Here is an 11,096-nt window from a genome sequence, read left to right on the forward strand (position 1 = left end):
GGAGTCGTCGATGACCCGGGACAAGAAGCGCAAGCGCGCCGTGCACGACGCGAAGCAGGCGACCGGCCGCCGGTATACGCCGCTGGCCCGCGAGCTGGACGGGCCGGTGGCGCCGGGCGGCGGCGGGTGCACGCTGGCGGGCCTGCTGGCCGAGTGTGCGACGCTGGCGCCGTCGGTGCCGTCCGCGGACCTTCTCTACGACCCTCCCCGGCGCTTCGCCTCGCGGCTGCTGGGCGTCGAGCTTCCGTACAGTGCCGTACTGACGCTGGCCGGCCTGCTCGCCCACGAGGGGATCGGAGTGGCGCTCGGCGTCGAGTCGGTGCACCCGGGGGAAGTCGCCGTTCTCGTGTGCGGCGGCCGCCGGTTCGAGGTGGTGCTCTCCCAGGACCATTGGGTCGCCGAGCTGTGCCGGGAGCCGGGGTGCGGGGACGGCCCGGCGGCCGGGCTCACGGTCACGTGGTGCTCCGACCACCTGACCGGGCGCGAGAGCGACGTCCTGGTGTCGGTGGCGCGGTCCTGGGCGTCGGACCGGCAGCAGGAAGTCGACTGGGACCCGGAGCGGTGCGGCGGCGCCGCCACAGCGGACACGCTGGTGAAGGCCGCCGCGGCCTGCGGGTGTTCCAGGGCGGTCATCGACACCCTCCTCCTCTACGGCTTCCCCGATCCGGACGCGCTCGCCGAAGGCACGTGGGACGAGGAGGTGCCGATGCGGGCCCGGCACGCGATCGAGCGTGAGCGACTGCGCCTGTCGACCGTCGCGGACGCGGAGGTGCGCCGGATCCGGCGGGAGATGAAGTGCGCGCGGTGCGGGGAGGAGCTGTTCCCGCTGTCGGCGTGGGCCGTGAGTTACCGGGCGGAGTTCTGCTCGGCGGAGTGCGACTCCCTGGCCGCCGCGGCCGCCGGTCCGGCTGACGCCGGCGCGCCGGTGCCGGTCGCGAAGTCCGTGTCGCCCTGGCCGGAGCCCTCCGGGATCTGATGCCGGGCGGACGCGCTGCGCCCCGCCGCTCGGTGGTCCGAACACGCGACAGGCCCCCGCCGTGGCGGGGGCCTGGTCGTTGGCGGGGCCGGTCAGGAGACGACCTCGGCGTCGAGGATCTCCTCGGGGACGCGGGCCTTGGCGTTCAGCCAGCGCCCGGCGGCGCGCAGCGCCTTGACGTGCCGCTCGGCGGCCTCGGCGTCGAGTGGGGGCACGCCGGCCTTGGCGAGGCCGTCGAGGGTGTCGATCAGCTTCTCGGCGGTGGCGACGGCGTCGCCGAGCGTCTTGTCGACGGCCCGACGCTGCTCCTCCTGCGAGGGGGTGAGTCCACGGTCCTCGCGCTCGACGCCCCAGTCCTCCCGGGCCGCGCGCACGTCGGCCGCGGTCATCCGCTTGCCGCGCTGCTCGGCGCGCTTCATGGCGTCGGCGAGGATCTCGACGGCGGTGTCCTCGCCGTCCCGCCACGCCGGCAGGAGTTCGAGGGCGACGGACTTGCTGATCTCCGCCCTTATGACCGGCGCGGGCTGCACCGACGGCGCAGCGGCCGGGGCGTCGTCGGCGCGTCGCGGGGGCGCGATGGCCTTGCGGTCGCCGGTGTCCGGATTTCCGGACACGCGGCCGTTGGCGATGGCCAGGCGCACGGGCGCGGTGTCCATGAGCTCGTAGAGGGTGCTGCGCTTGTAGCCCCACCGCTGTTCGCCGTATCGCTCGATGGTGCCGTAGGCGGGGACGTAGAGGTCGGGGCGGTCGCGGATGACGCCCAGCAGGAAGCCGATCTCGACCTCCGCCCGGAACTTGGCCCGGGCGATGCTGGCGAGGCCGGTGCTGCGGGAGGTTTCGATCGCGGCTTCGAGGACGGCGAGCTGCTCGGCGGGGGTACCGGTGACCTGCTCGGGGTCGAGCAGGCGGGGGGCGAAGGGGTCGGCGACCGTGGCCGGGACGTTCAGCAGGTACTGGACGGCGGCGGCCTGCTGCGAAGGCGCGGCGGTCGGCTGCTCGGCCGTCGCTGTGGTGGTGGGCGCCGTCCCGGTGTTCGTGTCCGTGGCGGTGGCGGCCGTCTGTCGACCGTTGGCGGTCGCCGTCCGGCCGCTGCCGGGCGACTTGGTGCTGAACGACAGGCCGGTGCGGCTGCGCGGCGGCGTCATGCGCCGGCCTGCCGAGGAAGGCGGGGCAGGAGCAGGCGGGCGACCTGCTGGTAGTCGGCGGTGGCGGTGCAGCGGGGCGCGTGCATCCGCGCCGGCATGCCGGTGGCGGCCGCCTCGGCGACGCGGATCATTTCCCGGATCGGGGAGATCATGGCGTCCGGGTAGTCCTCGGCGAGCTGCTCCTCGACCTGCCGGGCGAGGTTCGACTTCGTCCACATGGTCGTCAGGATGGCCGCGACGCGCAGCTTCGGGTTGTCGTACTCCTGGACCTGCACCAGGGTGGCGTGCAGCGAGCCGACCGCCCGAGCGTCGGAGACGCCGATCTTGACGGGAATGATGACGTCGTCGGCGGCGATCAGCGCGGCCAGGACGACCAGGGACATCGACCTCGACGCGTCGATCACCGTCACGTCGAAGTGCTCCTTCGACTCGGCGAGCGCCCGCTTCAGCGCGTGCTCGGTGGTTCCCTTGCGCTCGTACTCGACCCGGGTGAGGTCGCCATAGCTCGGGACCAGGTAGAGGTTCGCGAACCGGGTGGGCCACGTGGCCTCGTCGATGCCCACCCGGCGCGACGCGATCCCGCGGACCGGGTCCTCGTCGGTGCCCAGGAAAACGTGCCGGAGGCTGAACCGCTGGTCGTACGGCAGGTCTTCGGGGTAGAGCGGCTCGATCCAGTCGCTCAGGGAGTCGCCCTGCGTGTCGGCGTCGATCAGCCGGACCCGAAACCCGGCGGCGGCCCACGCCGCGGCGAGCTCGACGGCCGTGGTCGACTTCGCGACGCCGCCCTTGTTGTTCGCGACCACGAACACGCGTGGCGCGGTCGCGGGCTGGAAGGTGGCCGGCACCAGCGTGGCCGGGCCCCACGACTGGTAGGGCGCCTCGACGTCCCACTCGGTGACCACGTCGAGGAAGTCGAGCGCGACGTCGTCGAGGGACGGGATGGGGATCGTTGCTGTCGTCATGGCGTAGACGGTAGCCATGATCGGCTCCGGGGATGGAACCCGCGCCCCGCTAGTTGGCCTTTCGTCCCCTGATCGAGACCGGGCGAGGCGCTCGGATCCCTTGCGGGACGCGGTGTCCGGATTTCCGGACACCGCGTCACCGCCCGTCCCGTCCGGGTCCTCTCGGTTCGGAGGCGCCGGTCGTCCTCACGCGTCGCCGGTCCGCCCCCGAGCCTCGAAGTACTCCCGTTTGCGCTGTTCGAGCTCGCGCTCAGGGAGGATGCCGCAGCCACACGGGGCGTCGATGCGGTCGGGGTCGGGGTTGTCGCACCACGGGTCGAGGCAGTAGTGCAGACCGGTCAGCGGGTCGTAGATCACGGTCCCACAGTGCCCGGGCGCCCCGCCTCGGCGCGTGCGCCGCGCCCACGGGCGCCCGGGTCCCGCGGGAACGTCGCCCGGGGGTACTAGTCGCCCTGCGGAGGCACGTCGCGGACCGGGACGTTGAGGGTCAGGAGCCACGGCTCATGCCCCTCCCGCCGGCAGCGGACCCACAGCCGCACCGGGGCTCCGTCGTACTGGCTGCGCCAGTAGCCGTCACTGTTCGGCCCCTGCCACAGCGGCGGGCGGGTGCGTTCCAGCAGGAGCTGACGCCACGCGCCGAGCTCCACGGGCACCGCCGGGACGCTGCGCCCGTCGGCCGAGGCCTCGTCGATGCCCGGCTTGAAGCGGTACGGCCCCCACACGTGGGCGTCCAGGTCTTCCTGACTCGGCCCGCCCGCGGTGCTCGGTATGTGGGTGTAGCCGTCGTCACGGATGCTGATCTCGACCGCGTCGAGGCGCAGCAGGGAGGCCGGGCCCTCGAAGGTCAGGCGCAGGTTGGCCTGGTCCGAGCCGGCTTCGGTGATGGTGGCGCTGATCTGGGGCGTCAGGTCGTGGTGCCATCGCTGGCGTTCGATCGCCGCGACGGCTTGCGCCGTGGTGGTCGAGGCCTCGGCGGCCTTGGTCGCGCTGTTGGAGATTTTCAGGGCAAGACCGGCGGCGGCGGCGCTGAAGAGGGCGGCGCCCGTGCTGAGGCCTTCGGCCCATGAGACATCTGGCATGGCTGTGGAGCGTAGAGGTCCGCCGGTCCCGGGTGCGAGCCGTTTCCGCTGGAGAGCGCCGCCGATACCGGATTCACCGCTGTGAGCGGGGCGCGATCACGACCTCTTTGATCAACCGCACGGTCTGCTGGGGGCCGAGCTGCTCCTCGCCCGAGCCGATGACGAAGGCGGTGGTGATCAGGAGCTGAGAGAGAGCGGCCGAACGGATCCCCGCACTGTCCTGGTTCCAGGCCTCTCGGGCAGCGGCGGCGCCGTCGGCGCGATGCACGGCCTGCACTCCCAGCACGAGGGCGGTCACGGGATCCGCCGTCCGCGCGACGCGCCGCAGCTGCTCGACGCCCTGATGCTCCCGGAGTCCGTAGACCGGCCGGATTGCCAGGAGACCGAGCAGGAGCAGCGCAGCGTTCCAGAGCGCATCGTCGCCACGGTGGCCGAGCTCCTCGACCAGACGTCGGCCGGCAGCCGGCGCACCCGTGCGCACCGTCGCGTCGAGCGCGATCTCGACGAGTTCCTCGATGGTGCTGTCCTTAAGGGACGCAGCGCGGGGGACATCGTTGCGAGGATTCATCTGCCGACCGTATCGGCTGCCGCCGGGCCTCCCCGCCGGCGCCGCGTAGCGAGCGGGCCCGGGAAGGCGACGGCGAGGGGACAGCCCCCCAGGGTGCAGGCCGTCCAGGAGCACTACGACGACAGCTCGACGGCCAACGTCCTGTCACTGCAGGAATCCGCCGCCCTCCGCCACTTCGCCGCCCCAACCCGCGTACGTCACGATGTGCTGCGCCTCCGCGGCGACTTCGAAGGCGGCCAGGGTGCGCGGGGCCTGTTCGGCGAGGGCCCGGCGGAGCTCCTCCTCGGCGACGATCGCCGGGTGAACGTAGGTGTCGCGGTCGCCTTCGTCCAGGTCGAGCAGCTCGGCGGCGTCGGCGTGCAACGCGACCACGCACGCGGCCCAGGCCTGAACCCTGCATACCTCGGCGCCGGGCGGCCGGGTCACTACCGACGCGGCCAGTTCGACGACGGCGGCGCGCACGTGGGCGTCCATGCCGGTGCTCAGGAGGTCGGAGCGGTCGACGGTGCGCAGCACGGTGGCGATGTGCTCGGGGGAGACCTCGATCTCCTCGCCGTAGGGGTTGTTGTCGTCCGGGGTCACGGTGGTCTCCGGGGGGTTTGGTGGCGGGTTCGGTGCAGCAGGGCGCACCGGGGACAACGAGCCGGTCCGGTGGCGGTGCTGCGCGGCCTGCGGCGTCCGGTCGACGGGCGGGGTGGGGACCCGCCGGGCGGCGTGCGTTTTCGCAGGTGGGACCGTGACCGCCAAAATGCTGCACCCCTTCGCCCCCGTACCCGCCATGCCGCTGCACCCCCCGCGACCAGGCGATGTGAACAGAGCTCGCATTCGGCGAGCCCTGTTCACATGTGCTGGTGGAAGCGGTCGCCGCTCTCAGAGCGGGTCGGGGGCAGCGGCAATTTCGCGCAGCCGGTCAGCGACGGCAAGGCAGTCTCCGCCGGCACGGTGGCCGCCGTTGAGCCGCTGCCACCGGTAGTCGCCGAAGTAGTCGCTCCACTCGCCCACATACACCGCGTACTGCGCCATAGCGCACTCCTCCCACCGCTGCGCCTGCATCCACTCGACCACGGCGGGGTGGTCGTCCCACTGCGTCAGGATCAGCGGCGGGTGCAGTGGCGTCATCTCCCGGTGCCAGCGGTCGAGTTCGTACGCCAGGCGCGCCCGGTCGTAGGCCCGGTTGTAGATCACGATGCGGCGCCCGGCGAGGACGTCGGTTAGTTCGGGCAGCAGCTCGCCGAAGGTGGGGGCACCGGCGACGTCGGCGTCCGTGATCCTGTGAATCGCGCTCGCCGCCTCCGGAATCGGCTCGCCCGGATCGACCAACCGGTCGAGGAGCTTCTCGCCGGTCGCGCTGTACACGGCGATCTCCACGATCCGCGCTGCGTCGTGCAGCCCAGTCGTCTCGGTGTCGAGGATGACCGTTGCCGGGTCGGCGAGCAGTTCGCGGGCCCAGGCGCGCACAGGCTCGACCACGGCCCAGCGCCGACGCCAGGCACGGCGCTCGGCCTCCTCGCGCTCGGCGGCCTGCGCGGCCGTGCAAGGCTCGCAGGTCCGGGGAGGCCACCAGGAGTACCCGGCGCGGGCCTTCTCGGCGGACCGGGCCGCGGCGACCTCAGCCGCGGTGGCGGTGGTGACGGTGCAGCGCGGACAGGACCGGTCCTCAAGCGCGCGGACGACGGCCCGGGCCCGGTCGAGGTGCTCGGAGCAGGCCAGGCAGGTACCGCGGTACCCGACGCTCTCCCGCTGTTCGAACAGCGTCCGGCAGCGGGAGCAGGTGCGCAGGTGCCTGTCCAGGTCGTCGCTGCGGCACAGCCGGCACCACCGCGCCCACCGGCGCAGCGACTCCACGAAGCCTCCGCGCACGGGCTGTTCGAAGACCGTCTCGCAGGCCTCGCAGGTCCGCCGAGCGGCCATGGCGCGCAGCTCGGCCGGCGACAGGGCGCGCAGCCCGATCGAGTCCTTCAGGTCGAACAGCGGCACGTAGTCGGCGCCGCGGTAGGGCATCGGCAGGTTGAGCCAGGCGGCCGGCTTGGTGTCGGACAGCACCCGGCGGCGCCGGGCGCCGAGCTGCCGGAGGGTGTGCAGGTGGTCGGGCGCCTGGCGCGGGGCGTAGACCGGGGCGCCGCGGAAGGTGGGGATCGGGTCGTGGTCGGCGGTCATGTGGAGCTCCCTTCGTCGGGGTTGGATGCAATGTGACATTGCGCGAAAATCGTCGTCAAGTACCGCGTTTCGAAACCAAGTTGGGCGAATACACCCTTACTGCGCTCGCGTACGCGAGGCCGGATTCACCCGATCGGGGTAGTGCCGGACGGCGCCCGGAACGCGCCGATGCCCAGCCCTCCGGAGAGGACCGGGCACCGCATGCACCCGGCGGAACCGGCCCCCGCCGGGGCCCGTCCGCCGGCCAGCCGACTACGCCGCCGCCGGGCCGCCTCCGGCGCCAACCCGCCAAATTCGATGGGGAGCACTGTCGCGTCGGCTGTCGCGCCACCCCCTGTCGCGCGGCGTGATCTGCGGAAACACCCCCGACCCCCGCCCCTGCGCCCGACGCGACAGCACCCGCAACCAGTGGCGCCGAGGTTGGCCCCTGTCGCCGATTTGGCGCATCCCTGTCAAGTCCTCGAATCTTCCGCGATGCCCAGTCGAGGCCTGTCGCGACCAGCTGAGTTCATGTCAAATCAGGGGGTCTCCGGACCTTCAGCCCCCGCGGCACCCCGACAGGGCGCCGCGGGGACGGTCTGCCGAACTACCGGCCCCGGGTACACCGGGTGCGCTGAGCCCGCCGGCGCCCAGGCCCGCGCCGGGTGCGGGTGCGCCCGCCTGCCCGCCCGGGCGCGCCCGCCCCCGCGCGCGCGACCCCCGGGCCGGGCTCGGCAGCCACCCCCTCGGCCGGGGCGCCGGCCGCCGCCGGGACCGCCCCGGGGCCCTGCCCGAACCGAGCGAGCACTCCCTCGACGGCCGCCTCGACGGCCCGCTCGATCACCGCCTCGACCCCCTCCGGCAGCACCGAGGCGGTGCCGTCCGTACGGGCCATGGCCGGGCCGTCAGACGCCCGCACGGGGCCGGGCCGGGCCGCACCCCCGACCGGGGCGCGGTCGCCCGCGGGCGGGGCCGCCTCGACCGCCGGGGCGACCCGCGCAGGAATCGCGACCGGCCCCGCCTCGACCTCGGCCGTCGAGTACTGCACCGGCATAGCGGCCAGACGGCGGACCCGCTCGACGAGCATGGTCCCGGCCTCCGCCGTCGCCCGCTGCTGCGCGTGCTCGCGGGCCGCCGCGAGCGCCTCCTCGACGGTGTCGAAGCGGCCGAGGTCGGCCAGGTTGGCGGGGATGGTGGTCCCCAGGATCACGCCCACCTGTGCCATGACGTACCAGCGGTCACGCCGCTGGTTGATCTCGTAGCCGAACCCGTGCGACTCGCGCAGCAACCACCACGTCTGAGCCCAACCGGGACTCATCGGCTCGACGTCCTCTCCCCCGACCAAGACCCCGGGGAACTCCGGGTCGGGGCCGCGCTCGGCGCGCCGCCGCGCCTGGATCGCGGCGCCCGCCTCCAGCCGCGCGGCCCGCCCCGCCTCGGCGGTGATCCGGTGGGCCGCGCGCCGCCGGCGGCGCGCCTCCTCCTCGGCGACCGCCTCCGGGGTCGGCTCCGCCCCGGCCGGGGCCGCCTCGACGACCGGCTCGACCGGGGCCGCCGCCGGGGCGGGGACGTGCCCGCACTCCTGGCACCGGCCATCCTCGACGACCATCTCGCGGCACTTGCACGCCGGGCACAACGCCCGGGCGGCCCGGGCCGCCTCTTCGGCGTCCACCGGTTCGGCCGGTCGCGCATTGGTGGTGTCCCTGTCAAGTCCTGCGGATTCCGCGGACTTCTCCGCCGGCGCGGCCGGGGTCTTCCCGTTCTCCTCGCACCACCGCAGCCACGCGGACTCGTCCACCGGCAGCACCCCGCCGCCCGTCGCGTACGCCTTGGCGAAGTCCTTCGCGGTGTCCTTGTCGGTCCGCTTCCGGGCCCACACGCGCGCGCTGCGGAACGTCTTGCCCATGGCGTCGAGCCGGGCATCCTCCGCCAGCTCCTCGGCGGTCTTGGGCACGTAAGACAGGTAACCGTCCACGAATCCGAGCGTGTACCCGTCCCGCCACGTGTACTCGCTCCACGACCCGATCACGTACCCGCACCGGCCGATCTTGGGGTTGCCGCACTTCTCCATGCCCGCGCCCGCCCGCCCGACGAGTCGCACGCCGCACCGCGGGCAGGGAACCCGCGCTTCGCGCTTCGCGGCGAACTCGGCCTCGGCCGCCGCCGCGCGCTCCCGTGCCTCGGCGTTGCGCCGCTCCTTCTCGGCCGCGCGCTCCTCGCACTCCTGCCGCTGCCGCGCACGGTCCGCCGTCGCCTCCTCTTCCGTGGCGGACGACAGACGGTCGGCGGGGACGTCAACGGACGTGCCGTAACCCGCCTCACGCACCCGGAAGCACCCGTTACGGGTGTAGCCCATCACCTCACCGACATACCGCCCGTCAGTCGCGCCACCCTCCGGCGCGACCCACACAGCGGCCCCGCGCTCGAACCGGTCGCGCACGTCCTCGACCGGCTGCGCCACCGGGGCCGCCTCGACGGCCGGGGCCGGAGTCTCGACGACCGGCTCGACCGGGGCCGACTGCGCCCGGGTGAACTCCTCCAACAGGTCAAGCTGTGCGTGTCCGGCGTCGCCGAGCGACGTCACCTGCGCGTCGCCGATGAACCATCCGACCGTGCCCCCAGGGGTGGACGCGAAGATCATGCGCACGGCGCGCGGGCGGGAAAGCGTCCGCTTGCCCTCTGACTGCACCACCACGAAATACCCGGTCATGGCGGTGCGGTCGTTGCGGGTGTAGTCGCTGCCCGCCTCGCTCCAAACCTGCCCAATGCACTCGACGGAGTACCGGCCGTCAGTCTTCGCCCAGCGGATGACGTCACCGGGCGCGAACTCGTTGATCTTGAACCCGTCCCTGTCCGGGGTGGTGCTGAGCTTGAGCGGCGTGACGCGCGCGGGGCGCCACTTCTTCGCCGGCTTGTCGGCCGCCGCCGCAACCGCGGCACGGGCGTCCAGCTCGACGGCGCGCCGCTTCTCGATGTGCGCCCGGATCGCGCGCTCGGCGTCCTCCCGACCAATGACGTACGCCTCACGCCACCCGGGCAGGCGCACCGGACGACCGTTGCGGGTGACGTAGAGGCGGTTCGCCTTGAGCGTCCCACGCTCCTCGACCTTGAACTCCATCCTCCGCCACGTGGCGGTAACGATGTGACTGCCCGAGAAGCTGCGCCACGTGAGACCAACGTCGGTGAAGTGGTCTGCGGGAACCTCGGCCATCTCACGGTTGTACGAAGCAATCTCGCGGGACGACCGAACGGCAGATGCAACGGACATGAGGCGACTCCTCAACTCGACCCCGGACGGATTCCCGGGGAGCGGCACAACTCCAAGTTAGCGGAAATTACGTAACTTCCGCAATCCTCGAAGCGGCGGAAGTTACGTAACTTCCGCTAGCCATTCGATGGGGGGCACTGTCGCGTCGGCTGTCGCGCCAGCTGTCGCGCCACCCCCTGTCGCGCGGTGTGACCTGCGGAAACACCCCCGACCCCCACCCCTGCGCCCGACGCGACAGCACCCGCGACCACAGGCCGGCCGCCTTCCCGCTGCACCGAAAACGGGCAACGGCCCTGCCGATGGCAGGGCCGTTGGATCGTGCTGGCTGTGCGGTCGGGCCGGCGCTACAGGGTCGCGCCGGCCCGGCGGAACGCCGGCGGGTTAGGGCCGGCGACGCGCGCGGTGACGGACGACGTAGCCGGCAACCGTGGCGAGCGCGCACGCTCCCCACAGAACCCACCAGCCGGCCGCGACGTGATCCAGCGCGGATGCGCCAGCAATCGCGACACCGCCACCGAGGACGGCGACGGCGCCGCCCCATCGAACGAGGCCGTTCTTCACGTGCTCTCCTCTCGCGTTCTGTCGACCGGGGCCGTGGGAGACTGGGATCCCCGGAGGGGGCTACTTGCCATAGCCCCCTCCGGGTTCGCCGTTTAGCGGCGGTGCCGCCCGCGTCGCTTGTTGCCCTCGCGGGTGTGCCACGCGCCCCAAATCGTCGCGACGGCGCCGATGCTGCTTGCCACAGCACCGATGATCGTCGCGGCAAAGGCGATCGTCTCCCGGTCCATTGCTTCCCCTCCTCTCCCTCTCGGTTGGTGATCTCAGCTTATAGGGGGGACTAGAAATTTTCAAGAGGGGACTTGAAGATGTTTGGGCCCCCGCAGCACCGTCACCGCCACCGGCCCGAGGCACCGTCACCGCCAACCCCGCAGCACCGTCACCGCCACCGGCCCGAGGCACCG

General features: G+C 72.9%; 11 protein-coding genes. 1 reads left to right on the forward strand and 10 read right to left on the reverse strand.

From position 1 onward, the window contains the following. Nucleotides 1-10: 10 nt before the first annotated feature. Nucleotides 11-976 carry a hypothetical protein gene (locus tag AB0C76_RS33100; protein WP_359972711.1) on the forward strand — a complete coding sequence of 322 codons (966 nt, stop codon included), beginning with the start codon at nucleotides 11-13 and terminating at the stop codon, nucleotides 974-976. Between the two features lie 92 nt (nucleotides 977-1,068). On the opposite strand, the gene AB0C76_RS33105 is transcribed toward AB0C76_RS33100, so the two are convergent. The 10 genes from AB0C76_RS33105 to AB0C76_RS33150 all read right to left on the reverse strand — a co-directional run bounded on the left by AB0C76_RS33105 (nucleotide 1,069) and on the right by AB0C76_RS33150 (nucleotide 10,922). Next, entirely contained in the window at nucleotides 1,069-2,121 is a 1,053-nt protein-coding gene (locus AB0C76_RS33105) for a hypothetical protein (RefSeq protein ID WP_359972714.1), read from the reverse strand. Beyond that, the gene (locus tag AB0C76_RS33110; protein WP_359972716.1) at nucleotides 2,118-3,083 is read right to left on the reverse strand and encodes a ParA family protein; all 966 of its coding nucleotides are present in this window, start codon (nucleotides 3,081-3,083) and stop codon (nucleotides 2,118-2,120) included. The genes AB0C76_RS33105 and AB0C76_RS33110 overlap by 4 nt, the downstream gene beginning before the upstream one ends. Nucleotides 3,084-3,269: 186 nt before the next feature. Beyond that, nucleotides 3,270-3,440: a hypothetical protein gene (locus tag AB0C76_RS33115; protein WP_359972718.1), complete on the reverse strand. Its 171-nt coding sequence runs from the start codon at nucleotides 3,438-3,440 to the stop codon at nucleotides 3,270-3,272. A gap of 86 nt (nucleotides 3,441-3,526) precedes the next feature. After that, the gene (locus AB0C76_RS33120; RefSeq protein ID WP_359972721.1) at nucleotides 3,527-4,162 is read right to left on the reverse strand and encodes a hypothetical protein; all 636 of its coding nucleotides are present in this window, start codon (nucleotides 4,160-4,162) and stop codon (nucleotides 3,527-3,529) included. A 73-nt stretch (nucleotides 4,163-4,235) separates the two neighbouring features. Continuing rightward, nucleotides 4,236-4,730, reverse strand: coding sequence for a hypothetical protein (locus AB0C76_RS33125; protein WP_359972723.1), 495 nt, complete (start codon nucleotides 4,728-4,730; stop codon nucleotides 4,236-4,238). Between the two features lie 144 nt (nucleotides 4,731-4,874). Beyond that, nucleotides 4,875-5,312: a hypothetical protein gene (locus AB0C76_RS33130; RefSeq protein WP_359972725.1), complete on the reverse strand. Its 438-nt coding sequence runs from the start codon at nucleotides 5,310-5,312 to the stop codon at nucleotides 4,875-4,877. 288 nt (nucleotides 5,313-5,600) lie between these two features. Continuing rightward, nucleotides 5,601-6,887, reverse strand: coding sequence for a 3'-5' exonuclease (locus tag AB0C76_RS33135; RefSeq protein WP_359972727.1), 1,287 nt, complete (start codon nucleotides 6,885-6,887; stop codon nucleotides 5,601-5,603). 586 nt (nucleotides 6,888-7,473) lie between these two features. Next, nucleotides 7,474-10,077 carry a hypothetical protein gene (locus AB0C76_RS33140; protein WP_359972728.1) on the reverse strand — a complete coding sequence of 868 codons (2,604 nt, stop codon included), beginning with the start codon at nucleotides 10,075-10,077 and terminating at the stop codon, nucleotides 7,474-7,476. Between the two features lie 438 nt (nucleotides 10,078-10,515). Continuing rightward, nucleotides 10,516-10,695, reverse strand: a complete 180-nt coding sequence (locus tag AB0C76_RS33145; RefSeq protein WP_359972730.1) for a hypothetical protein — start codon at nucleotides 10,693-10,695, stop codon at nucleotides 10,516-10,518. A gap of 92 nt (nucleotides 10,696-10,787) precedes the next feature. Further along, entirely contained in the window at nucleotides 10,788-10,922 is a 135-nt protein-coding gene (locus tag AB0C76_RS33150; protein WP_359972732.1) for a hypothetical protein, read from the reverse strand. Nucleotides 10,923-11,096 lie beyond the last annotated feature (174 nt).

This window comes from Kitasatospora sp. NPDC048722 (genome assembly GCF_040650235.1).
Lineage (GTDB): Bacteria > Actinomycetota > Actinomycetes > Streptomycetales > Streptomycetaceae > Kitasatospora.

Coding starts and splice junctions, on each gene's coding strand:
- AB0C76_RS33135 (WP_359972727.1), bottom strand. CDS start 6,887: ATGACCGCCGACCACGACCCGATCCCCACCTTCCGCGGCGCCCCGGTC.
- AB0C76_RS33120 (WP_359972721.1), bottom strand. CDS start 4,162: ATGCCAGATGTCTCATGGGCCGAAGGCCTCAGCACGGGCGCCGCCCTC.
- AB0C76_RS33100 (WP_359972711.1), top strand. CDS start 11: ATGACCCGGGACAAGAAGCGCAAGCGCGCCGTGCACGACGCGAAGCAG.
- AB0C76_RS33125 (WP_359972723.1), bottom strand. CDS start 4,730: ATGAATCCTCGCAACGATGTCCCCCGCGCTGCGTCCCTTAAGGACAGC.
- AB0C76_RS33140 (WP_359972728.1), bottom strand. CDS start 10,077: ATGGCCGAGGTTCCCGCAGACCACTTCACCGACGTTGGTCTCACGTGG.
- AB0C76_RS33105 (WP_359972714.1), bottom strand. CDS start 2,121: ATGACGCCGCCGCGCAGCCGCACCGGCCTGTCGTTCAGCACCAAGTCG.
- AB0C76_RS33150 (WP_359972732.1), bottom strand. CDS start 10,922: ATGGACCGGGAGACGATCGCCTTTGCCGCGACGATCATCGGTGCTGTG.
- AB0C76_RS33110 (WP_359972716.1), bottom strand. CDS start 3,083: ATGACGACAGCAACGATCCCCATCCCGTCCCTCGACGACGTCGCGCTC.